This window comes from Halopseudomonas sp., assembly GCF_036960865.1.
GTDB lineage: Bacteria > Pseudomonadota > Gammaproteobacteria > Pseudomonadales > Pseudomonadaceae > Halopseudomonas.
This window is the reverse complement of the sequence record NZ_JBALWE010000007.1, coordinates 232,991-256,601: the sequence shown is the minus strand read 5'-3', so window position 1 is coordinate 256,601 and position 23,611 is coordinate 232,991. Positions and strand designations below refer to the sequence as shown.

The following is a 23,611-nucleotide window of genomic DNA, read 5'->3' as shown; positions in this document are numbered from 1 at the left end:
GTTGGATTATTCGAAAACGCCCGGCCCAGGTCGGGCGTTATTGTCTTTGAATTTGTTACCCCATGGGGGGTGTTGTTATGAAGCGAGTTGGTCTGGTTGGTTGGCGTGGCATGGTGGGTTCCGTGCTGATGCAGCGCATGCGCGATGAAAACGATTTTGCCGATATTGAACCGGTCTTTTTCACTACCTCCAACGTAGGTGGTAAAGGGCCTGACATCGGCAAGGATATTCCTGCGCTGAAAGATGCCTTCGACCTTGAATCTCTCAAGCCGATGGATGTAATCATTACCTGTCAGGGCGGCGACTACACCAAGGAAGTCTACGCCAAGCTGCGCGCTGAAGGCTGGAATGGCTACTGGATTGACGCTGCCTCAACGCTGCGGATGGAAGATGATGCCGTCATCGTACTGGACCCGGTCAACCGCCGTAATATCGATCAGGCGCTGCGTGATGGCGTGAAAACCTATGTTGGCGGCAACTGTACTGTCAGTTTGATGCTGATGGGCCTGGGTGGTCTGTTCGAGCAGGGGCTGGTTGAATGGATGAGTGCCATGACCTATCAGGCGGCCAGTGGCGCCGGTGCGCAGAATATGCGTGAGCTGATTGGCCAGATGGGTACTATCCACGGCTCGGTTGCCGATCAATTGGCTGATCCGGCCAGTGCTATCTTGGACATTGACCGCAAGGTGGCTGAAACCCTGCGTAGCGATGCTTTCCCGGCGGATAACTTCGGCGTGCCGCTGGCAGGCAGCCTGATCCCCTGGATCGACAAGCAACTACCCAATGGCCAGAGCCGTGAAGAGTGGAAGGCGCAGGCCGAGACCAACAAGATCATTGGTCGTAGCGCACGCCCGATCCCGGTTGACGGTATCTGCGTACGTATCGGTGCCATGCGTTGTCACAGTCAGGCACTGACCATCAAGTTGAACAAAGATGTGCCGCTGGCGGATATCGAAGGCTTGCTGGCTGAGCATAATTCCTGGTCGCAGGTCGTGCCGAACACCAAGGAGGCCACATTGGCGGGGCTCACCCCGACTGCCGTTACCGGCACTCTGAATGTGCCTGTTGGGCGCCTGCGCAAGCTCAATATGGGGTCACAGTACCTATCCGCGTTCACCGTGGGCGATCAGTTGCTGTGGGGCGCCGCTGAACCGCTGCGTCGCATGCTGCGTATCCTGCAGGAAGGTTGAGGCTTTACCGGCAGCAGGTTTGCTGGCGTTGACATAGGGCATCCCTGACTAGGTTGGGGGTGCCCTTTGTCTTTAATGAAATCAAATACGGGTTGGTAATCATGAGTAAGAAAACAGGTGTTGCAATTGTAGGTGTGAACGGTCTGGTGGGGGACATGCTGGCCAGTGTGCTGGAAGATGACAGCTTCACGTTTGCCGATTTGCACCTGGTGGATGCCGACGACGACGCTGGTGAGCGCCGAATGGTCAAGGGTCAGAGCCTGCGTGTCGAACCTGTTTCTCGTTTTGATTTCAGTCAGATCGCAGTTGTGGTGCTGGCCGGTACAGCCGATTTTGTAAACCAGTGGGCGCCGACTATTCGCGCAGCGGGCGCGGTAATTATAGATACCACGGGTACCCTGGGTGGCGCACCGGTGGTGGCCGAAGTAAACCCTGAGTTGCTCGCAGGCGCTAAAGCGGAAGGGGTTGTCTGCGCGCCGGATGCACAAGTGGTGCAAACCTCAATAGTACTGAAAGCACTGGACGGGATGGGAGCGCTTCAACGTGTAAGTATCGCCACCTACCAGTCCATGTCGACCCACAGCAAAGCCGCGGTTGAGGGGTTGGCTATGCAGACAGGCAAGTTGCTCAACGGTCAGCCGGCAGAGAAGGGGGTTCTGGATAAGCAGGTCGCATTCAACCTGTTGCCCTGTGTTACCGATCTGGATGAGTCTGGAGCTAGTGCTGAAGAGCGCGCTCTTACCAACGGCGTGCAAGCCTGCCTAGGATTGCCTGCCTTGCCGGTGCTGGTCAACGCCGTACTGGTGCCGCTGTTTTATGGTACCGCGCAAATGATGCAAGTGAGCTTCGATACAACGCTCGATGCCAAACGTATTGTCAATGTTCTGCGCCGGGCGAAGGGTATCAAAGTGCTTGATAAACCAGTGGCCGGCGGATTTCCTACACCAATAACCGATGCGACCGGCAGTGATCATGTGTGGGTGGGGCGCATCCGGGTCGATGCCGCGGAGCCGAACACTATTCATTTGTGGATTGTGTCTGATAATCTCCGTAAAGGTGTCGCAATTAACAGTCTTAAGCTTGCCGAGTTGTTGATAAAAGACTATTTGTAATCGATACTTGCTGGTGTTTTTGTATTAAGCGGTTTAGGTTTGTCCATGCAAGCCCTGATTGGATTCAGCGGTTGCTGGTTGTCTCAGACTGGGTGGGGGATGTTCGTAGTAGGCCAGTCAGTGCACAACAGGGTCTGTTGAAGCGTGAGAAAACGATAAAAGCAAAGGATTTTCGCTATGGTTCGCAAACTGGTTATAGCTGTCGCCGCAGCAAGTGCCTTGATGTCCACGGGAATGGTTCAAGCATTGGGAGTAGGCGACATTAACCTGCGCTCATCCTTAAACCAGCCGCTGGATGCTGAAATTGATCTGCTTCAAGTGCGAGATCTTACCAGCGAAGAGATTCGCTCAATGTTGGCCTCACCGGATGACTTTGGTCGCGCCGGAATTGAACGTACCTTCTTTCTCACCGATCTGAAGTTCACCCCAGTTGTGAAGCCCAATGGCAAGTCGGTCATTCGTGTTACCTCAAGTCGCCCAGTCAACGAACCCTATCTGAACTTCCTGATGGAAGTGCGCTGGCCCTCCGGCAAAGTACTACGTGAGTTCACCGTATTGCTTGATCCGCCGCTATATCAGCCCACTTCCGTTACCAGCAGCGCTCCGGTAACCGCCCCGACCACTTCGTCTGCGCAGATTTCGCCGCCGCGGCCAACCATTGCTCCGGCGCAGCCCCGTGGCAGTAGGCCTTATGCTGCGGCGCCTGCCGCAACCTCGCAGGCGAGTTCGACGGAGTGGCGTACCACTCGTTCTGACACTCTGTGGGAGGTCGCCCTGAAATCGCGCCCCTCAGGAGCGAATGTTCATCAGACCATGCTGGCGATTCAGGATCTTAATCCTGGTGCCTTCATCAATGGCAACATCAATCAGCTTAAATCCGGGCAAACCCTCAAACTGCCGACCAGCGAGCAGGCAACCAAGCGCACTGGCAGCGAAGCAGTAGCTGAAGTTGCTGCACAGAATCGCGCCTGGCAAGAAGGTCGTTCGGCGCCCGCAGCGGCTGCAGATAGCGCGCCGAGTGCTCCTCAGTTGGACGCGCGTCAGCGCGAAAGTGCAGGCAATGCACCCGAGCAGATCGATGCTGAAGATTCACTGCGTCTGGTTTCTGGCGTGGATGAGCAGGTCAGTGAGGGCGCCGGCGACGGCGCGGCCAATGCAAATAACGCCTCGCAGTTGCGTGACTCGCTTGATCGCACCAAGGAACAGTTGGATGCGGCCGAACGTGAGAAGGCCGAAATGGGTGAACGTCTTGACGATGTGCAAGGCCAGCTGGAGACATTGCAGCGCTTGCTTGAGTTGAAAGATGCACAGCTCGCAGCATTGCAACAGGAAATCAGCGCCAGTGGTGAAAACAGCCAGCTGACCACAGAGCCGCAAGCGGACCTGGACGAAATTGCAGCACTTGAGCAGCAGCAAGCTGAAGCAGCTGTCGCTGCCGCTACTGAGGGTGGCGAGCAGATTGAAGGCGCCCCTGCGGAGGGAGAGCAGCCACTAGCAGGAGTCAGCGATGCTGATGTCGCTGAGGTTGACGCTGAGCAGGCCATCGACCCGGTCGATTCCGAGGTGGTAGTGGATCAGCCCGCCGCCGAGGAGACGGTAACCCAGGATGAAGTGACACCTGCAGCCGACGTAACGCCGGAGGTTGAAGAGCCGGCAGTCGTGGCACCCGAAGCACAGGCGCCGGCCACTGCCGAGTCTTTGCTGCAGCGCTTGATGCAGAACCAAATGCTGCTTATAGGCGGCGGGGTTATTGCCATCCTGTTGCTGCTGATGGTGCTGATGGCGGTATCGCGCCGCAATGCTCGCCGCGAAGCCGATATGGCTGATAACTTTATCGCCAACGCTGCTGACGCTCATGATGGTGATACTGCGGTTGATGAATCGGACGATTTCAACGTGGCCCTGGCAGCAGAGCTGGATGAAGATGCCGGCATTGCGGTTGACCCTTTGACCGAAGCCGATGGCCTATTGGCTTACGGCAAGCCGCAGGAAGCGCGCGATGTGCTGCTTGCAGCGGTAGAAGAGGAGCCCGAACGTACCGATCTGCGTCTGAAGCTGCTTGAGGTGGAAGGTTTGCTGGAAAATGCCGAGGGCTATCGTGCGCAGCACGAAGCGCTGCGTGCTGCGGGTACGGTGGACGGGCAAGTGAATGCGATGGACGCACGCTTCCCCCTAATGGCTGCGGCCGTAGCGGGTGCTGCTGCAGGGCTGGCGTACGAGAGCAGTGAAAACGAGGAAATCTCCTTTGAGATGCCCGTCGAAGACGCCTCAGAGGCTGTGGTAGAAGAAGAGGACATGGATTTCGATTTCAGCGAGTTTGAGATGGGCGATAGCACAGCTCCTGCCGCTGCTCCCGAAGTTGCTACTGAACCGGCTGCCTCTAGTGATGAAAGCATCGACTTCGATCTCGACTTTGATCTCGATGACACGGTAGCGCCTCAAGACCTGCAAGGTGCGATTGAGCCAGAAGCTACCGCGTCGGATGCTGCGGTAGAGCTGGATGACTCGCTGGACTTCACCGAATTCGAAACTCTGGAAGAAACGCCAGCGGCTGAAGCTGAAGTCAGCGCTCTGGATGATGACTTTGATCTGTCGCTCACCGATGACTTGCAGTCTGACGGCTTGAGTGCCGACTTTGATGCTGTCGAAGAGCATGCAGCAGGCAAGCCGGAATCCGAGGAAAGCTTCAATCTGTCTGAAGACGACCTCGCAGACTTTGAAGTGGAGCTGGATGAGGCGGCCGGTAAAGCGCAGCAGGCTGATGTGTTGTTGCCGCTCGATTCTCTGGAGTTGGATGAAGATGAGGCGCAGCCTGCTGATGGCGACGACCCCATGCCGCTCGAGAATATGATGGAGGAGCCAGTGGCTGGCGATCTGGACGAAGACGACGAGTTTGATTTCCTCTCAGGTACCGATGAGAGCGCGACCAAGCTCGACCTGGCCCGCGCCTATATCGATATGGGTGACAGCGAAGGTGCTCGTGACATACTCAACGAAGTGATCGATGAGGGGAGCGAGCAACAGCAACAGGAAGCGCGCGAGATGATGGAGCGTTTGACTGACTGATGGATGGTAATCAGTATGAAGCAGCGGCCGCCCCTGAGGCGGCCGCTGCTGTTTCAAGGGTTGCAGCGTGCGTCGAGTATCGCGGTAGTGCCTACCGTGGTTGGCAGCGGCAGCAGAGTGGTGTCGCCAGCGTGCAGCAAGCCGTTGAGAAGGCACTCAGCCGGGTGGCCAATCATCCAGTGCAGGTGTTCTGCGCCGGCCGCACGGACGCAGGTGTGCATGCCTCTTGTCAGGTGATTCATTTTGATAGTAACGCGGTGCGTACACCCCGAAACTGGATTCACGGCGCCAACGCCAATTTACCCGCCGATATTTCGCTGAGTTGGGTACAGCCGATGGGGATGGATTTTCATGCGCGCTTTTCGGCAGTCGCCCGCCGCTACCGTTATGTCATCTACAATGACCCGATTCGGCCCGCACACCTCGCTCACGAAGTGACTTGGAACTACCGTCCGCTGGATGTCAGCCTGATGCGGCACGCCGCGCATGCGCTCTTGGGGACCCACGACTTTACCTCTTATCGCGCTGTGGGCTGTCAGGCCAAGTCACCGATCAAGACAATCCACCACCTTGAGCTACTGGAATACGGTCGCTTCATTGTCCTGGATATTCGTGCGAACGCATTCCTGCATCACATGGTGCGCAATATTGCCGGTGTGCTCATGCAGATTGGCGCAGGTGAGCGTCCGGTCGAGTGGGCGGAGCAGGTTTTGGTGGCGCGAGATCGTGCCCAGGGAGGGCTGACTGCGCCGGCATTCGGCCTTTACCTGGTTGACGTTACCTATCCGGAAGAGTTTGTGTTACCGGACCGCTATCTGGGGCCGCATTTTCTCTCTGCACTGCCAGATGTGGCTGACTGACGCTCGCGGTGCTATCTGCTACTATCGTTTCCCCCTGTCGAATTGAGGTGCTTGAGTACCTATGGTGCGCATTAAAATCTGTGGCATCACCCGGGTCGAAGATGGCCTGGCAGCGGCGCTAGCTGGTGCTGACGCCATTGGGCTGGTGTTTTATGCGCCTAGTCCACGCGCAGTTAGTCTCGACAAGGCTGCTGAAATCGTAGCCGCCTTGCCGCCATTCGTGACAGTAGTCGGGTTGTTTGTCGATGCCGATCCTGCCTATGTGCGCGATGCCCTGACACAAGTGCCTCTCGATCTACTGCAATTTCACGGCGATGAAGATGCCGCTTACTGCGACCAGTTCGGACGACCTTACCTGAAGGCGATCAGGGTCCGTGAGGGGCAGGACTTGGGCAGTGTTGCGGCAGCTTGGCCCCGAGCAAGCGGTATTCTTCTGGATAGTTATAAGCCCGGTGTGCCCGGCGGTACCGGAGAGGCCTTTGACTGGGCTCTGGTGCCAGCCGAACGGCGCTGGAGCCTGGTGCTGGCAGGAGGTTTAACGCCGGCCAACGTGGCCCAGGCGGTTGCTGAAGTGAAGCCGTGGGCAGTTGACGTTAGCGGCGGCGTAGAGGCCGCCAAGGGCATCAAGGATGCCGAAAAAATTAACGCTTTTATTCAAGAGGTGAAGCGTGTCCGAGTCTAGTAAAACCGATTATTCCGCCGTCCCCGATGCGCGTGGTCACTTTGGCCCTTACGGTGGCAGGTTTGTCTCTGAAACCCTGATGGATGCACTCGACGACCTCGAGAAGCTTTACCGTGAATTGTCCCAGGATCCGCAGTTTCAGGCCGAGTTCGACCGGGATCTGGCGCATTATGTGGGTCGTCCCTCGCCGCTGTATCTGGCTGAGCGACTCACCGCCAAGTTGGGAGGCGCGCAAATCTACCTGAAGCGAGAAGACCTTAACCATACCGGCGCGCACAAAGTGAACAACACTATTGGTCAGGCGCTGTTGGCCAAGCATATGGGCAAACCACGCGTGATTGCCGAAACTGGCGCGGGTCAACACGGCGTTGCTACTGCCACGGTTGCTGCGCGGCTGGGGCTCAAGTGTCAGGTTTACATGGGTGCTGAAGACGTTAAGCGCCAGGCGCTGAACGTGTATCGCATGAAATTGCTGGGCGCGGAGGTCATTCCGGTGACATCCGGTTCAAAAACGCTCAAGGATGCGATGAACGAGGCGATGCGCGATTGGGTAACCAATATCGACGATACCTTCTACATCATCGGCACTGTGGCGGGACCGCACCCTTATCCTCAACTGGTGCGGGACTTTCAGTGTGTGATCGGTCGCGAGGCGCGCGAGCAGTGCTTGGCGCAGGCTGGCCAGTTGCCTGACGCTCTGGTTGCCTGTGTAGGTGGCGGTTCAAATGCGATTGGCCTGTTCCACCCCTTCCTCAATGACGAAAGCGTCAAGATGTACGGCGTAGAGGCGGGTGGTCACGGCATCGCCACTGGCGAGCACGCGGCACCGTTGAGCGCGGGCCAGCCAGGCGTGCTTCACGGCAACCGCACTTATTTGATGTCGGACGCGGCTGGCCAGATCATTGAGACCCATTCGGTCTCGGCGGGCCTCGATTATCCTGGCGTAGGCCCGGAGCACAGTTGGCTCAAGGATATAGGCCGAGTTGACTACGTTGATGCAACCGACGACGAGGCGCTGGCCGCGTTCCGCGAGCTGACTCGCGTGGAGGGCATTATGCCCGCGCTGGAGTCCAGCCATGCTGTCGCGTACGCAATGAAGCTGGCTGCTCGCATGCGTCCTGATGAGATTATTGTCGTCAATCTGTCAGGTCGTGGTGACAAGGATATTCATACTGTTGCCGGTATCGACGGCATCAGCATTTAACGAGATCGAGCATGAGTCGAATCAAAGACTGTTTTACCGCCCTTGAGGCTGCCGGCCGCAAGGCACTGATTCCTTACATTACCGCCGGTGACCCTGCGCCAGAGGTGACGCTACCGTTGATGCACGACCTGGTGGCAGCGGGCGCCGACATTATTGAGCTGGGCATACCGTTTTCCGATCCGATGGCCGACGGCCCAGTCATTCAGTTGGCGATGGAGCGCGCCCTTGCACACCATGTCAGCCTGGAGCAGGTGCTGGACATGGTGCGGCGCTTCCGCGAGGATGACGACAAGACTCCAGTGGTGCTGATGGGGTATTTGAATCCGATCGAGCGCATGGGATATGCCGCCTTTGCTGAGGCGGCGGCCAAATCCGGGGTGGACGGCATTCTCACCGTAGACCTGCCGCCAGAGGAAGCTCAGGACGTTTTGCCGGTGTTCAAGGCCCAAGGGCTGGACAGTATTTTCCTGCTGTCGCCGACGACAACCAAAGAGCGCGCGCGGCTGATTTGTGAGCAGGCCAGCGGTTATGTCTATTATGTTTCATTGAAAGGTGTGACCGGGTCCAGTGCTTTGAACGTCACCGAAGTAGCAAACAGGTTGGATATGCTGCGCACGGTGACTGATCTGCCGATCGGTGTGGGTTTCGGTATCCGCGATGGCGCGTCGGCGGCGGCGGTGGCCAAAGTCGCTGATGGTGTGGTGGTAGGCTCGGTTCTGGTGAACCAGATCGCCGATCATGCGGATCAGCCTGAGCAGGCCCGCAAGGGTATCGCTGCCATTATCAGTAGCATGCGCAGTGCAATGGACCAATAAAAGATGTAGTCAGCCGGACTATTAAAGCAGGCTGGCCCGATAAACGAAATAAGGAATGGCGATGAGCAATTGGCTGGTGGACAAACTGATTCCTTCCATCGTGCGCTCTGAAGCACAAAAGAGCAGCGTGCCCGAAGGGCTGTGGCGCAAGTGCCCATCATGCGAGGCGGTCCTGTACCGTCCTGAGCTGGAAAAGAACCTGGATGTCTGCCCCAAGTGCAGCCACCATTTGCGCATCAATGCTCGTCGACGGCTGGATATCTTTCTGGACGAAGGCGATCGCAGCGAGATTGGCGCCGAGCTGGAGCCGGTTGATCGGCTGAAGTTCCGTGACAGCAAGAAGTACAAGGACCGCCTGACTGCGGCGCAGAAGGAAACCGGCGAGAAGGATGCACTGGTTGTCATGCAGGGCAAGCTCAAGGGCTCGCCCATTGTCGCCAGCGCCTTCGAGTTCAACTTCATGGGTGGTTCCATGGGCAGCGTGGTTGGTGCGCGCTTTGTGCGGGGTGCCGAAGTGGCGCTGCGTGAGCGCATCCCGTACGTCTGCTTCTCCGCGTCCGGCGGCGCGCGTATGCAGGAAGCCCTGTTCTCGCTCATGCAAATGGCCAAGACCAGTGCCGCATTGGCGCGCCTGAAGGAAGAGGGCATCCCGTTCATTTCGGTGATGACCGACCCAGTTTATGGTGGCGTCTCCGCCAGTCTGGCGATGCTGGGTGACCTCAACGTGGCCGAGCCCAATGCCCTGATCGGTTTCGCCGGTCCGCGGGTTATCGAGCAGACGGTGCGTGAAAAGCTGCCTGCCGGCTTCCAGCGCAGCGAGTTCCTGCTGGCCCACGGCGCGCTGGATATGATCGTTGCGCGTGGCGAAATGCGTGATCGGCTGGCCAGTATGCTGTCTATCTTCACCAATTCGCCGGCACCGGTGAGCGAAGACAGTCCCGAGCCGAGTGAGGTCTGATGTCACAACGCAGTCTTGCCGAGTGGCTGACCCGGCTGGAAGGGCTGCACCCGAGTGAAATTGATATGGGCCTGGCGCGTGTGCGCCAGGTCGCTGAGCGGCTCGAGCTGCTGCAGCCCGCACCGCTGGTCTTTACAGTAACCGGAACCAACGGCAAGGGTTCCACCTGTGCGGCGCTGGATTCTTTGCTGCGCACGGCCGGTCAGCAAACCGGCTGCTACACCTCCCCACACCTGTTGCGCTACAACGAGCGCGTTCGCATCAATGGCCAGATGGTCAGCGATGGGGCGCTGTGCGAAGCCTTTACGGCTGTTGATCAGGCGCGCGCTGACACCTCGCTCACGTATTTTGAGTTTGGCACCCTGGCTGCGTTATGGCTGTTCAAGGCTGCTAGGCTGGATGCTGTGGTCCTGGAAGTAGGTTTAGGTGGTCGGCTGGATGCCGTCAATGTGGTCGACGCCAACGTGGCCATCGTTACTAGCATTGGCTTGGATCACCAGGAATATCTGGGCGACACCCTGGAGTCGGTGGGTTTTGAGAAAGCGGGCATTTTGCGTAATGGGCGGCCGGTGGTGAGCGGTGAACAGCACTTGCCGAACAGCTTCCAGAAAAAAGTGGCAGAGCTAGGCTGCGAGTTGCTGCTGCGCGGCGTTGATTTCGGTTGGCAGTCCGAAGATGGAGACGCTTGGAGCCTCTTTGCCAAGGTGGACGGAAGTCAGCACGACTATCCCCATCTACCGCCGGTTACCTTGCCGCGTGACAATCTTGGTGTGGCCTTGCAGGCATTCTTGCGGGCAGGATTTTCTCTCTCGCAGGCAAAAGTCAGAGAGGCATTGGCCGCCGCCACGGCGCCGGGCCGCTTGGAAGTGCGACAGATCAACTGGCGAGGACGGTTGCGGCAAGTTTGCTTGGATGTCGGCCACAACCCCCATGCGGCGACTTTCATGGCCAGTGCGTTAGCTATGGAAAAATGCGAACGCGTCGCGGTGTTCGGCTTGCTTGCGGACAAGGACCTTGCCGGTGTCCACGCGCCGTTAAAAGGGCTCTTCAGTCAATGGTATACAGCGCCGCTCGATAGTCCGCGTAGCCGGCCCGCAGCCGAGCTGGCGGCGTATCTGAGTGAGCAGGGGGAGCAGGTACAGGCCTGCGGTAGCATCGCCAAGGCGTTGCAGTGCGCACTTGATGAGAGCGAAATGGATACTGAAATTGTCATTTTCGGGTCGTTTTTCTGCGTCGCTGCCGCCATACTCTGGTTGTCTGAAACGTCCGGAGAACTGATTGATGGATGAAGGTCTGAAACAGCGCATCATTGGCGCCTTGGTCTTGATCGTTGCCGCCGTGGTGTTTTTGCCGATGCTGTTGTCCGGGCAGGATGAGACGGTCGAGGTGGTCGTCGATGTGCCGGAGCAGCCGGTGCTTGATCAGCAGCCCATCGCGCCTGCTGAACCCGTTGCCTTGCCTCAACCGCCCCAGGTGCCGGTGATTCCCACCCCGGATACATCGACTGAGCAGGCATCGACACAGGGTGTGCCGGTGCAGCCGCCAGCGGAACCTGAACCCGCGGCTGAGGCAATTCCGGCAGCAGAAGAACCAGTGCCTGACGTTCCGCCGACCGCTGCGGTTAATGGTGATTGGGTGATTCAACTGGGCAGCTTCTCCAGTAGCAGCAACGCCGAGGGTTTGAGTGAGACGCTGCGCAAACAGGGCTATAACGCCTATACCCATTCTGTTTCAGTACAGGGCAAGCCAATCACCCGGGTTTACGTTGGCCCGCTGGCCAGCCGGGATGCGGCCAATCGTCTGCGGGATGAACTGGCCAGCAAGCGCGGCAGTAAAGGGCTGGTTGTCGCATACGATGCGGACAGTGGCCGCGGCTGATGCAGGCCCTGTTTGGTTGTAGCTTCGTATTGGCTGATTGACTAAATCTGCGGGGCGCAAGTTTGCTGTTTCGATGCCCTTGGCTGCTCTGCTAGAATACCGCTCTTTGCGTAACAGGGTGTCGTGACCGTGCCATTTACCTGGGTTGACTGGGCTATCATCGCCATCATTGCTGTATCGGCCCTGATTAGCCTGACCAGAGGCTTCGTCAAAGAAGCGCTATCGCTGGTAACCTGGATTCTGGCGGGGCTGGTGGCTTGGTTGTTCGGCGGCGCGCTGGCCGAGTTGCTGACGCCCTACATTGAAACGCCCTCACTGCGGGTTATCGCAGCCTGTTCTATTCTTTTCATACTGACGCTGTTGCTGGGTGGGTTGATCAACTATCTGATTGGCCAACTCGTTAAAGCAACAGGCTTGAGCGGCACAGACCGCTTTCTGGGCATGGTGTTCGGCGCTGCGCGGGGCGGTTTGCTCGTCGTGGTGATGGTGGGGCTGCTTAGTCTCGCTCCGGTGGATGCCGATACCTGGTGGCGCGAATCGGCGCTGATCCCTCACTTCTTACTGGTAGCTGACTGGTCCAAGAACTTTATTCTGCAATTGGCTGGTCGCTGATTCGGCCGCGGCGCCGAATGGTTTTTCACATACTCTACTAAAAGGTGTTTAGGCATGTGTGGCATTGTTGGCATAGTGGGCAAGTCGAACGTCAATCAGGCGCTCTATGATGCCTTGACCGTCCTGCAGCATCGCGGCCAGGACGCCGCCGGCATTGTGACCTGTGATCGGGGCCGCCTGTTTCTGCGCAAGGACAACGGTCTGGTACGTGACGTCTTTCATCAACGTCATATGCAACGTCTGGTCGGCAATATGGGAATTGGCCATGTGCGTTATCCCACGGCAGGTTCTTCCAGCTCCGCCGAAGCGCAACCGTTTTATGTCAACTCGCCCTATGGCATCACGCTGGCACATAACGGCAACCTGACCAATGTCGAGCAGCTGTCGCGCGAGATTTATGAGTCCGATTTGCGCCATGTAAACACTACGTCCGACTCGGAAGTGCTGTTAAACGTTTTTGCCCACGAGCTGGCCCGTGGCGGCAAGCTGCAGCCCAGCGAAGAAGATATTTTCAATGCCGTTCGTGCCGTGCACGAGCGTTGCCGTGGTGGTTATGCTGCGGTAGCGATGATTACCGGCTATGGCATCGTCGGTTTCCGTGATCCCAATGCGATTCGTCCCATTGTGTTCGGCAAGCGCGAGACGGAGAACGGCGTCGAGTACATGATTGCCTCCGAAAGCGTATCGCTCGATGTGTTGGGTTTCGATCTGATTCGTGATCTTGAACCCGGCGAAGCAGTGTATATCACCGACAAGGGTGAACTTTTCACCCGTCAGTGCTCCAGCCACCAGGAATACTCGCCGTGTATTTTCGAGCACGTGTACCTGGCGCGTCCCGATTCGATGATCGACAAGGTGCTGGTCTACAAGGCCCGCTTGCGCATGGGCGAAAAGCTGGCGGAGAAGATCGAGCGTGAGCGCCCTGATCACGGCATAGATGTAGTTATCCCGATTCCCGATACCAGCCGTACCTCGGCAGTAGAGCTGGCGAACCATCTGGGCGTGAAGTTCCGTGAGGGCTTCGTCAAGAATCGTTACATCGGCCGTACGTTCATCATGCCGGGGCAGGCCGCACGCAAGAAGTCGGTACGCCAGAAGCTGAATGCCATTGACCTTGAGTTCCGTGGCAAGAATGTGCTGCTGGTAGATGATTCCATTGTGCGGGGTACTACCTGCAAGCAGATCATCCAGATGGCCCGTGAGGCCGGTGCTGCCAAGGTCTACTTCTGCTCTGCGGCTCCGGCAGTACGCTACCCGAACGTCTACGGTATTGATATGCCCACGGCGCATGAGCTGATTGCCCACGGGCGTACAACCGAGGAAGTCGCCGAACTGATCGGCGCCGATTGGCTGATCTATCAGGATCTCGAAGACCTGATTGATGCAGTATCCGAAGGTAATCCAGATATCAAGCGATACGACTGCTCGGTGTTCAATGGCGAGTACGTAACAGGCGATGTCAGCGAGGCTTATCTTGGCAAAATCGAGCAGGCGCGCAACGATTCGGCCAAGGCGATCGCGGACACCGGCAACGCCATCATTGATCTGCACAACAATTGACAGTAGAGGCCGCACCGCCTAATCGCGGTGGGCTCAAGAGGTTCTCAGGATGACACAGGATTGGGACGCCGGACGGCTTGACAGTGATCTGGATGGTGCCGGTTTCGACACCCTGGCGGTACGTGCTGGCCAGCGCCGCAGCCCCGAGGCAGAGCATGGTGAAGCGCTGTTTTTGACTTCAAGTTACGTGTTCCGTAGCGCCGCTGAAGCAGCCGCCTGCTTTGCTGGCGAGTCTGGTGGCAACGTGTATTCACGTTACATGAATCCGACAGTGCGTAACTTCGAAGAGCGCATCGCGCTGATGGAGCAGGCTGAGCAAGCCGTGGCCACGGCGTCCGGTATGGCAGCCATCTTGGCAACAGTGATGAGCCTGTGCTCGGCCGGGGACCATATTTTGGTATCTCGCAGCGTTTTTGGCTCGACCGTGACCCTGTGCGAGAAGTACCTCAAGCGTTTTGGCGTCGAGGTCGATTATGTGCCCTTGTCGGATATCGCCGCCTGGCAGGCGGCCTGCAAGCCCAACACCCGGATGATGTTCCTGGAGTCGCCATCCAATCCGCTTGCCGAGTTGGCAGATATTCGTGCGCTTAGCGCCGTAGCGCGGGAGCAGGGCGCACTGCTGGTCGTGGATAACTGCTTCTGCACGCCTGCATTGCAGAAGCCGCTGACGTTGGGCGCCGATATCGTGGTGCACTCCGCGACCAAATACATCGATGGTCAAGGGCGCTGCTTGGGTGGCGTAGTCGCTGGACGCAAAGAGCACATGCAAGAACTGGTGGGTTTTCTGCGCACGGCCGGACCAACACTCAGCCCCTTTAACGCCTGGGTATTTCTCAAGGGGCTGGAGACCTTGCGACTGCGCATGCGTGCACACTGTGAAGCTGCGCAGACGTTGGCAGAGTGGTTGGTACAGCAACCTCAGGTTGAGCATGTCTACTACGCCGGACTGCCCAGCCACCCGCAGCATGAATTGGCCAAAGCGCAGCAATCGGCGTTCGGTGCCGTGGTCAGCTTTGAGCTGAAAGGTGGCCGGGAAGCGGCTTGGCGTTTTATTGATGCCACGCGACTGCTTTCGATTACTGCCAATCTGGGCGACAGCAAATCGACCATCACTCACCCAGCGACGACCACCCATGGCCGCCTGACGCCGGAGGCGCGCGCTGCCGCTGGAATTCGGGATGGTCTAATACGTTTGGCGATTGGGCTGGAAGAGGTAGCGGACCTACAAGCCGATCTGCAACGCGGGCTGGACGCACAAAGCTGAGTTAATTGCGCAGCAAAACGCTATTGGTGTCACATTCAAGGCCGGCCGGGTTATTACCCCGCCGGCCTTTGTTTTAGTGTTCTCAGGCCGCGGGGATGGCGGTCAAGGGCTGCTGAAGTAGGTTCCTTCAGTGCGGCGAACCCTAAAATAAGATAAGGAGAGTCCTATGCGTAAACTTGTTACTGCAGTCTGTCTGTTAATGACGTGCTGGCTGGCTGTTCCGGTGCTGGCAGATGACGCCGCCGCACCCGCTGCCGCTCAGGCGACTGTCAGCGTCAACATCAATAGCGCCAGCGCGGATGAAATTGCCGAAGTGCTGCAAGGTGTTGGTCAGGCCAAGGCGCAGGCAATTGTAGATTATCGCGAGCAGAACGGTGCTTTTACCTCGGTCGATGCGATTACTGCGGTGAAAGGTATCGGGCCGAGCACGCTGGCCAACAACAGCGATCGCATCAAACTGCAATAACCTCTACTGAGGCGGCCTGAATATAGGCCGCTTCAGCTTTTGCGCTACATCCTGCCGTTACGCTTTCAACTGGCTCACCGAGAGCTTCAACTGGTGCGCCAGCTTGGCGAGCTGATCACTGGTCGCCGCGCTTTGCATGGTCTGATCGACAGTGCGTTCGGTGACGTCGCGAATTTCCACAATGCTCTGGGTAATGGCTTCTGCGACCAGGCTTTGTTGGTCAACCGCCGAGGCGATTTCGCTGTTGCCGCGACTGATCCTGCTGACGGCGCTGGCAATTTCATGCAGCGAGTCGCCGGCCTGGGCTACTTGCTCCACAGAGTCATGGGTCAGCCCGGCGCTGGCCTGCATGTCCTGCACCGCCACTTGGGTGCCCGACTGCAAGGTTTCAATCATGCGCTGGATGTCATCAGTCGAGTTCTGCACGCGTTGCGCCAGGGCTCGCACCTCATCCGCCACCACCGCAAAGCCACGGCCAGACTCACCCGCACGTGCGGCCTCAATCGCAGCGTTGAGGGCTAGCAGGTTGGTTTGCTCCGCGATACTGCGAATTACCTGCACCACGCCGCTGATATCTTCGCTATTGGACGCCAATGTCTGCATATGCTGAGTGCAACGCTCGATGCTGGTCGCCAGACCGGTGATGGTCTCGCGAACCTGCTCCACCTGGTCGCGGCCGTTGCTTGCGAGCGTATCGGCCTGGCTGGACTGGTCACGGGTCGTTGAGGTGTTGCCGGCAATATCTTGCACTGTGGCGCTCATTTCATTGACGGCAGCGGCTACCTGATCGGTTTCTCCTTGCTGTTGTACCATGCCGTCGCGCACTTGGCCCATCAGACCGGCGAGGTTGCTCGCGCCCTGATCCAGTTCGAGCGAGGCTTGGCGGACAGCGGCGACCACCTGTTGCTGGGCCTGCTGCATGGCGTTGAAGGCGGCTGCCATAGAACCAACCTCGTCTCGGCTGGATGCGCGCGCGCGCAGTGTCAGGTCGCCGGTCTGCTGCACTTGGGTCATGGTGTCGCGCAGGCTGAGAATATGCCGCGTAATAAACAGAATCAGCAATTGGGAGACGGTGAGTACCAAGAGCATCAGCGCAAAAACAACCACCGCATACAGCGGCGCACGCGCGAGCAGCAGACTCAAATAGCTCTGGTGTTCCACACCCAGTGCACGGGTCGGGGTGCTCCAGACACCTTGCAGCTCGCTGCCAGGGCTGGCCGGCAGTTCACTGGCGTTGCGCCATGCCGGAGTCGAGCCGGGCGTGTTGAGACTGTCGACACCCAACCAGCGCAACCCGGGGAGGTCTGGCTGCTGCTCGCCTGGCGCGCTGACCACGGCTTTGCCAAGCGCCTTGCGATAGTCCTGAATACTGTGCTGCTCTATCCAGACTGCCACCAGTACCAACAGCAGGGTGGCGATAAACGCGACACTGTTGACGGCCCAAAACTTGTATTTCAGTGGCAGGTGCTGAAGAAATTGCATGCGTGCTCCAATAGTGCAGTGAACTCGTGAGTACTGACGGCGGACGTAGAACGGCATTATGCCAAATATACTCGCTGTATCGGTTGATCCGAATCAAACTTGAGCGCAGCAAGGAGTCCGGGGCAGGGCGGTTGCAGATCAGTTATACTCTCGGCAATCTATCGAAAAGGTCTCCCATGACAAGCCCGCTGGCTCCCCCATTGATGATCGACAGTAACGCCGAATTGGCCTCCTGGTGTAGCCGCTGGCTTACCCTGCCTTACGTCGCTGTGGATACCGAGTTTGTTCGCACTGAAACCTTCTACCCTATTGCCGGCCTTATTCAGGTAGGCGACGGGCAACGTGCTTATCTTATTGATCCCTTGGCAATTACCGATTGGTCTCCGTTGGTAGCGCTGCTGCAGGCGCCTGACGTAGTCAAGGTGCTGCATGCCTGTAGTGAAGACCTTGAAGTTTTTACCCGGCTTTGCAATGCCGTGCCTTTGCCGCTATTTGACACCCAGCTGGCGGCGGCCTTTCTCGGAATGGACTTCTCCATGGGGTATTCGCGCTTGGTGAGCGAGCTGCTGGATATCGATCTGCCCAAGGAAGAAACGCGTTCGGACTGGCTGCAGCGGCCGCTGAGCGCGGGCCAAGTTGAATACGCGGCACGGGATGCACAACACCTGGCCGAGTTGTATCAGCTGTTGGCGCCGCGCGTCGCAGCCGCCGGAGTAGAGCAGTGGCTGTTTGCCGATACAGCCGAGCAGGTGAGGGCGAGCGGTCAGGTTACCGATCCTGAACTGGCTTATCAGCAGGTTAAGCAGGCCTGGCGGCTGAATCCGCCCCAACTGGCCATTTTGCAGCGGCTGGCCTATTGGCGTGAAACCGAATCACGGCAGCGCGATCAGGCGCGTAATCGCTTGGTGCGCGAGCGAGCGCTGGTGCCCTTGGCTCAGCAGCAACCAGATACCTTGCAGGCGTTGGCACGTATCGAGGACATGCACCCGCGTACCGTCCGTCAAGACGGTGAAGCCCTGCTGCAGTTGATTCGTGACGGCAAAGCCACAGACCCCCAGAGCTACCCTGACAGGCTGCCAGAACCGCTACCTGCTGCAGCTAACAAGCTGCTCAAGGTCATGCGCAAGGTAGGGCAGGCAGAAGCCGAACGCTTGGGTATCGCGCCAGAGATCATGCTGCGAAAAAAGGTGCTGGAAGCCATGCTGCGGACCGGGTTCCCCAATGGGCCCTATACTCTGCCGGAGGAGCTCACCGGTTGGCGTCGCGAACTGATGGGCGAGGCACTGTTGGCCGTGGCCAACGCGGAAGTGGAAGAGCCGGTATGAAGGTGCTTTGTTCTATATATCGCAGCACGAAGAAGCTTGGTATGTATTTGTATGTACCCCGTGAGAAAGGGCTGCGCGAGGTGCCGCCTGCACTGATGGCGCTGTTTGGCCGCGCGGAGCACGCGATGGACCTGGTGCTTACCGAAGATCGCAAACTGGCTCAGGAAGACATTCTCAAGGTGCTGGAAAATCTGCGCGAGCAGGGCTTTCATGTGCAGATGCCACCGCAGGAAGACGATTATATAGTGCACCTGCCGGATGAACTGCTGACGCGTAACGATCCCGTCTGAAGGGTTTTCAAGGCGCCTTGTCGTGGGTATGCGACTGTGTCGTTTTGCGGCATATTTCGAAGGATATTTCGGTTTGAGTCTATTCAATTCACAGGCAGGCGGTTTGTAAAGTTAACTATATGTCTATGGTGTTTTCTGTGGTTACCCATCCCAGGTGCCTGTGTGAATCGCCTGGTGCGCAAGACCTTCATTTCCAGTCTACAAACCGACGGCCATCATGGATGAGCAGCTCACACCATGATACAACTCTCTACGCGAAGGGATGCGACAGGCTGTGTTGACCGACACCCTTTAGATTGAGCCCCTCACGCTGTACTTGGCGTCATGATGTGGTTTGCCTCGAGCGCCTTCCCACTGCTGGTATTGCTGCAGCGCCCTCCACAGCGGCGTCTAGATGACGCCGGGGTTATGGAGCAATTGGCTAGCGATTCGTGCTTACCAGTCGCGCTGCATGTTCTTAACCGAAATCTGCTCGTTCAGGGTCCAATAGTCATACAGCAGGCCTAGGCCGAACAGGCCGACAGTAAAGAAATAGATGATCGCGGTAATCCACTTGCCCATGTACAGCCTGTGGGCGCCAAAGATGCCTAGAAAGGTCAGCAGAATCCAGGTCAGGTTGAAGTTGATGGGACCGGTGCGGAACCGGCGATCCGCGTCGCGGTCCATCGAAGGGATCAGGAACAGATCCACAATCCAGCCGATGAAAAATAGCCCCAGAGTGAAGAACCAAAGCGTTCCGGTTATGGGCTTTCCGTAATAGAAGCGATGTGCCCCCATAAAGCCGAATATCCAGAGTAGATATCCGATTGCTTTGCTGTGGGTGTCCGAATAGGCCATGGGGTGTGCTCCTCCGCTCCATCTGTTGGGTGTGTAATACTGGTCATAGACCATAAACGATTTAGGGAGTGCCTGCGCGGTGTCAAATAAAAGTGCGAACTGGTTCAAGCAAGCGGGACGCGCAAGCAACCCGCTGCGGCGGCAACGTTTACGCGTTGGCGTGACTGGTTTAAGTGGCGCCGGCAAAACGACCTTCATCACCAGCTTGATCAATCAGTTAGAGAATTACCAGAAAGGGCTGCTGGCGCAACGCGCGCCCTTCGATCGCCTGGTGTCAGTGCGCTGGCGTCGTGACGAGGTGAAGCAGCCTTTTCCCTACCTGGATTCGCTAGCCTCTTTGTCCGCGGAGCCCGCGAGTTGGCCGGAATCTACTGCGGACCTGTCACGCGTATTGCTCGATCTGCGGTTCAAGCCACAGGGGCTGCTGGGAAAAATGCAGGGCACCAGAGAAATCAGTATCGAGATACTCGATTATCCGGGCGAATGGCTGCTCGATCTGCCGCTGCTCAATTTGAACTTCGGACAATGGTGCGAGCAGATGACGCTGTGGCTGGCGCAGTCGCCGCGGGCCGAGTTGGCCTCCAGCCTGCGTGAGCGTTTGCAGGCGTTGGAGCCGGATGCGGTCGCCGATGAAGCGGAGCTGGCCAATCTGGCTGGACAGTGGTCGGCGTTCCTGCAGCGCTGCCGTGCGGAGGCGGGGCTTTCGCGTAACCAGCCTGCGCGCTTTCTGCAGCCAGGTAGCGATGTGGCGGCGCAGATGCTGCATTTTGTGCCGCTGTTGCGCGCCAATCAACATAGCCATGGCAGCGCCGGTAGCTGGTGGGCAGTCTGTGAAGCGAGGTTTAACTACTACCGCGACTTCATTGTGCGCGGCTTTTACGACGAACACTTTCGCCACCTGGATCAGCAGATACTTCTGGTCGATATGCTTACGCCTATGGATGCCGGACAGGCTGCGCTGAGCGATTTAAAGGGGGCGATGGAAGCGGTACTGGAGAGCTTTCATTACGGCCAGAATGGATTCCTTGCGCGTTTGCTACGGTTTCGTCCGCGTATTCGGCGCCTGGCACTGTGTGCTACCAAGGTCGACAAGGTTGGCCCATTGCAACAACGCGCAGTACAGCAGTGCCTTGAGGACCTTATGGTCGATCGGCTTGCCGATGTGCGGCATGGTGGGGTGGAAATCAAAGGTATTCCTTTATCGGCCATCCGTGCGACTCGGCAAGAGGGCGACGCGCTGGTCGCCGGTTTGCAAGGCAAAACGGGTTGGGTGCGTTATCAGCCCGGCGATATACCCGCGCATTTACCGCAATCTCTCCAAGTTAACAGCCCGCAACTGCTGGCATTGCGTCCACCGCCAGGTTTGCACCGCAATGAGCCTTTTCCGCATTACCGCATGGACGATTTGGTGGCCTGGATCTTGAAAGGGGCAAGGCTTTGAGTGACGACAACAAAACCCGGATTCTGGATGCCTGGGAGTTGCCCCCCGAGCAGTCGGATGCGCGGGTGACCGAGCTACTGGGTGAGGTGGACGAGCAGCAGCTGCAGGCAGAGCGGGCCACTGAAGTCCCACTACCCGGTACCCTGAATGCCCCACCACCAAGCCGCTGGCCATCGCGCCTGCTCAAGCTCGCCGTCATGATCGTGATTGGTGGTGCGGCTGTTGAGTGGGGGCAGTGGGCCTGGGCTTCGTGGCACTGGCATCCGGTCGCGGGCGCGCTGGTGGGTGGTCTGGGCGCTCTCTTGGGCGGCGCCGGCTTGTTCGCATTGCGCGACTTGCGACGCCAGCGTCATCGTCTAAGTGATCTCGAACAATTGCGCAGTGAAATGCAGGCTGCGCTGCGAGACCCGCGTCAGCGCCTTGCCCTGGACTGGCTTGATCGCTTGGCCGGTGTTTACGCTGGCACGCCGCTGGCCGCCAGGTTGCAGGCCGCCTGCGCTGACCTCGATGCAGCGCATGAGGCGGAAGAGGTCTGCCGGCGTTTGAACCTGCAGTTTTACCAGGGCATCGACCAGCAGGCGCGTCAGATCATCCGTAATGAAGCGGTGGGTACCGGCGTGCTGGTTGCTTCCAGCCCTTGGGTGTCTGTGGATCTGCTGCTGGTAGTGTGGCGTAACATACGCATGATGCAACGCGTGGCGGTGTGCTACGGACTGCCGATTGGCCGCTTGAGCCGCTGGCGCCTGGCCCGTCACGTGTTGCGTAATATTGCCTTGGCAGGCGGCACGGAAATGGCCATGGGTGCGTTCAGCGACTCACTCTTGTCGGGTTTGCTGGAAAAGCTCGCTGCCCGCGTTGGGCAGGGTGTGGGCATTGGCCTGTACAGTGCTCGCCTGGGTCATTTTACGCTGGATCTTTGCCGCGCAGTGCCGTTGTCTGAAACCAGTGCTTTGCTGGAAGACAACAAGGGCATCATCAGAACCATGAAGGAACGGTTGGGACGTACAACGGATGACAGGTTATAAATCACGGAGACGTTGGCTGGCGGAGCGCTGGCTAGCCGAACGCAAGACAGTGCTGGATGAAAAGTGGGGCAGGTTCCAGCAGCAGTTTGTACCGGCGGCCTGGCCGGAGCGTATGGCTGCAGTCGCGTCTATTCCCGATGGCGTGGTGAGCAGCTGGCAACCGGCGCCAGGCTCCAGCAGCGCGGAGCTGCGTATTTGGCTGGATAAGCTACCGCTGTTCCAGCGGCGTTGGTTAGCGGCATTGCTTGGTGCTCCAAGAGCAGGCAGTAACACGCTGATTGATGCCATTGAACGCCAGCAACTGGACTGGCGAAGCCAGATAAATCCGCTGAAAAGCCACCGCGAGTACGCGGTTCAACTGGCAATCCTGGCCCGCGAGATGGGCTGTGATGCCGCCGCGTCCAGCGCCTACCTGGAAAATGAAAAGCGCATTTTCGTTGCTCTGGATGAGCTGCTGTTTGCCTCTTTGCCGATGCGTCTGCGCAGTGTATTGGCTAACGAGCACCGCACAGGTCATGGCTTCTACGTAGTTTGGTGGTATGAGCGCCTGATGGCTCGCGCAGGCGTGCCGGACTTTGAGCTGACCGACCTCAGTGAGGCTGACTGGCCCGATATTCCGCCGGCCTGGCTGGCGCTCGGCTGGTTGTGCGGCTTGCGGCTGCAAGCGGCCAACTAAGCGCGGTGTCTGACTGGTCAGTATGGTCTGATTTCAACTACCATGCTGGGCCGTCTTCTAGCAGGATACCCAGATGAACTTTGCAGACTTGTTGAGCGCCTTCACCGCTTCCGTGGACCAGCGCGTGACCATACCCACCGATTGGGCTCAGGGCCGCGCGGGTTACGGTGGTCTGGTTGCCGCACTGGTTGTGCAGGGTATGCGCGCCAAGGTGGCCGATGGGCGGCCGCTGCGCTCGCTGGCAATCACCTTTGTTGGTCCCGTCACGCCGGGTGAAGTGATGTCGGTAGAAGTTGAAGTTCTGCGTGAGGGGAGGGCTGTCAGTCAGGTGCTGGGGCGAGCGCTGCAAAACGGACAAACCATGTGCATTATTCAGGGCAGCTTTGGGGCCGGGCGTGAGTCCAGCGTCGATGTCGCTGCCTTGCCGGCGCCGGCGGCGCCAGAGCCGGAAAGCTGTCAGCGCATGCCGTACATTGAAGGCCTGAATCCGCCGTTCATTCGCTATTTTGACGTGCGCTGGACCATCGGGGACTACCCTTGCACCAATAGTCGCAAGCGGGAAATGGGTGGCTGGATGCGCTTTGATGAGCAATTTGCGCACTTTGATACAGTACATCTCGTCGGCTTGGTCGATGTCTGGCCGCCAGCGGTGCTCCCGCACCTGAAAGAGCGTGCGCCTGCCAGTTCTCTGACCTGGACCATCGAGTTCGTGCAACCGCAGCCGGATTTGGGCGCAGAGGGCTGGCTGCTCTACAAGGCCAATATCGAACATGCGCGCGATGGTTATGGGCACATCGCGGCGATGATCTGGAGTCAGACCGGTGAGCTGGTGGCGATCAGCCGGCAAACAGTGGCGGTTTTCGGCTGA

General features: G+C 58.2%; 22 protein-coding genes. 20 read left to right on the top strand and 2 right to left on the bottom strand.

Annotated elements, in window-relative coordinates:
* Nucleotides 1–77: 77 nt before the first annotated feature.
* The 14 genes from asd to V7747_RS12075 all read left to right on the top strand — a co-directional run bounded on the left by asd (nt 78) and on the right by V7747_RS12075 (nt 15,667).
* Entirely contained in the window at nt 78–1,190 is a 1,113-nt protein-coding gene (gene asd / locus V7747_RS12140) for an aspartate-semialdehyde dehydrogenase (protein WP_335616285.1), read from the top strand.
* A gap of 101 nt (nt 1,191–1,291) precedes the next feature.
* Entirely contained in the window at nt 1,292–2,302 is a 1,011-nt protein-coding gene (locus V7747_RS12135) for an aspartate-semialdehyde dehydrogenase (protein WP_335616284.1), read from the top strand.
* Between the two features lie 177 nt (nt 2,303–2,479).
* Entirely contained in the window at nt 2,480–5,368 is a 2,889-nt protein-coding gene (locus tag V7747_RS12130; protein WP_335616283.1) for a FimV/HubP family polar landmark protein, read from the top strand.
* The gene (truA, locus tag V7747_RS12125; RefSeq protein ID WP_335616282.1) at nt 5,368–6,228 is read left to right on the top strand and encodes a tRNA pseudouridine(38-40) synthase TruA; all 861 of its coding nucleotides are present in this window, start codon (nt 5,368–5,370) and stop codon (nt 6,226–6,228) included. The genes V7747_RS12130 and truA overlap by 1 nt, the downstream gene beginning before the upstream one ends.
* A 61-nt stretch (nt 6,229–6,289) precedes the next feature.
* On the top strand, nt 6,290–6,910 hold the full coding sequence (locus tag V7747_RS12120; RefSeq protein WP_335616281.1) for a phosphoribosylanthranilate isomerase: 621 nt from the start codon (nt 6,290–6,292) through the stop codon (nt 6,908–6,910).
* A complete protein-coding gene (gene trpB / locus V7747_RS12115; protein WP_335616280.1) occupies nt 6,897–8,114 on the top strand; it encodes a tryptophan synthase subunit beta in 1,218 nt (405 codons plus the stop codon). The genes V7747_RS12120 and trpB overlap by 14 nt, the downstream gene beginning before the upstream one ends.
* A gap of 11 nt (nt 8,115–8,125) precedes the next feature.
* A complete protein-coding gene (gene trpA / locus V7747_RS12110) occupies nt 8,126–8,929 on the top strand; it encodes a tryptophan synthase subunit alpha (RefSeq protein WP_335616279.1) in 804 nt (267 codons plus the stop codon).
* A 61-nt stretch (nt 8,930–8,990) separates the two neighbouring features.
* Nucleotides 8,991–9,887 (top strand): acetyl-CoA carboxylase, carboxyltransferase subunit beta, encoded by an 897-nt coding sequence (accD, locus tag V7747_RS12105; protein ID WP_335616278.1) that lies wholly within the window; start codon nt 8,991–8,993, stop codon nt 9,885–9,887.
* Nucleotides 9,887–11,176: a bifunctional tetrahydrofolate synthase/dihydrofolate synthase gene (gene folC / locus V7747_RS12100; protein WP_335616277.1), complete on the top strand. Its 1,290-nt coding sequence runs from the start codon at nt 9,887–9,889 to the stop codon at nt 11,174–11,176. The genes accD and folC overlap by 1 nt, the downstream gene beginning before the upstream one ends.
* A complete protein-coding gene (locus tag V7747_RS12095; protein WP_335616276.1) occupies nt 11,169–11,765 on the top strand; it encodes an SPOR domain-containing protein in 597 nt (198 codons plus the stop codon). The genes folC and V7747_RS12095 overlap by 8 nt, the downstream gene beginning before the upstream one ends.
* A gap of 129 nt (nt 11,766–11,894) precedes the next feature.
* Nucleotides 11,895–12,377 (top strand): CvpA family protein, encoded by a 483-nt coding sequence (locus V7747_RS12090; RefSeq protein ID WP_335616275.1) that lies wholly within the window; start codon nt 11,895–11,897, stop codon nt 12,375–12,377.
* A gap of 54 nt (nt 12,378–12,431) precedes the next feature.
* On the top strand, nt 12,432–13,937 hold the full coding sequence (gene purF / locus V7747_RS12085; RefSeq protein WP_335616274.1) for an amidophosphoribosyltransferase: 1,506 nt from the start codon (nt 12,432–12,434) through the stop codon (nt 13,935–13,937).
* Nucleotides 13,938–13,986: 49 nt separating this feature from the next.
* Nucleotides 13,987–15,201, top strand: coding sequence for an O-succinylhomoserine sulfhydrylase (locus V7747_RS12080; protein ID WP_335616273.1), 1,215 nt, complete (start codon nt 13,987–13,989; stop codon nt 15,199–15,201).
* Between the two features lie 166 nt (nt 15,202–15,367).
* Entirely contained in the window at nt 15,368–15,667 is a 300-nt protein-coding gene (locus V7747_RS12075; RefSeq protein ID WP_335616272.1) for a ComEA family DNA-binding protein, read from the top strand.
* Between the two features lie 57 nt (nt 15,668–15,724).
* On the opposite strand, the gene V7747_RS12070 is transcribed toward V7747_RS12075, so the two are convergent.
* A complete protein-coding gene (locus V7747_RS12070) occupies nt 15,725–17,149 on the bottom strand; it encodes a methyl-accepting chemotaxis protein (protein WP_335616271.1) in 1,425 nt (474 codons plus the stop codon).
* 176 nt (nt 17,150–17,325) lie between these two features.
* Between V7747_RS12070 and rnd the strand changes: the two genes are divergently transcribed.
* On the top strand, nt 17,326–18,474 hold the full coding sequence (rnd, locus tag V7747_RS12065; protein WP_442909250.1) for a ribonuclease D: 1,149 nt from the start codon (nt 17,326–17,328) through the stop codon (nt 18,472–18,474).
* Entirely contained in the window at nt 18,471–18,764 is a 294-nt protein-coding gene (locus V7747_RS12060; RefSeq protein ID WP_335616270.1) for a YcgL domain-containing protein, read from the top strand. The genes rnd and V7747_RS12060 overlap by 4 nt, the downstream gene beginning before the upstream one ends.
* 435 nt (nt 18,765–19,199) lie before the next feature.
* On the opposite strand, the gene V7747_RS12055 is transcribed toward V7747_RS12060, so the two are convergent.
* Nucleotides 19,200–19,601, bottom strand: a complete 402-nt coding sequence (locus tag V7747_RS12055) for a TM2 domain-containing protein (RefSeq protein ID WP_335616269.1) — start codon at nt 19,599–19,601, stop codon at nt 19,200–19,202.
* A gap of 79 nt (nt 19,602–19,680) precedes the next feature.
* On the opposite strand from V7747_RS12055, the gene V7747_RS12050 reads away from it, so the two are divergent.
* The 4 genes from V7747_RS12050 (at nt 19,681) to V7747_RS12035 (ending at nt 23,611) form a co-directional block, all read left to right on the top strand.
* Nucleotides 19,681–21,042, top strand: a complete 1,362-nt coding sequence (locus V7747_RS12050; protein ID WP_335616268.1) for a YcjX family protein — start codon at nt 19,681–19,683, stop codon at nt 21,040–21,042.
* A complete protein-coding gene (locus V7747_RS12045) occupies nt 21,039–22,067 on the top strand; it encodes a TIGR01620 family protein (protein WP_335616267.1) in 1,029 nt (342 codons plus the stop codon). Before V7747_RS12050 ends, V7747_RS12045 begins: the two co-directional genes overlap by 4 nt.
* Nucleotides 22,054–22,743: a hypothetical protein gene (locus tag V7747_RS12040; RefSeq protein ID WP_335616266.1), complete on the top strand. Its 690-nt coding sequence runs from the start codon at nt 22,054–22,056 to the stop codon at nt 22,741–22,743. Before V7747_RS12045 ends, V7747_RS12040 begins: the two co-directional genes overlap by 14 nt.
* Nucleotides 22,744–22,816: 73 nt before the next feature.
* Nucleotides 22,817–23,611: an acyl-CoA thioesterase gene (locus V7747_RS12035; RefSeq protein ID WP_335616265.1), complete on the top strand. Its 795-nt coding sequence runs from the start codon at nt 22,817–22,819 to the stop codon at nt 23,609–23,611.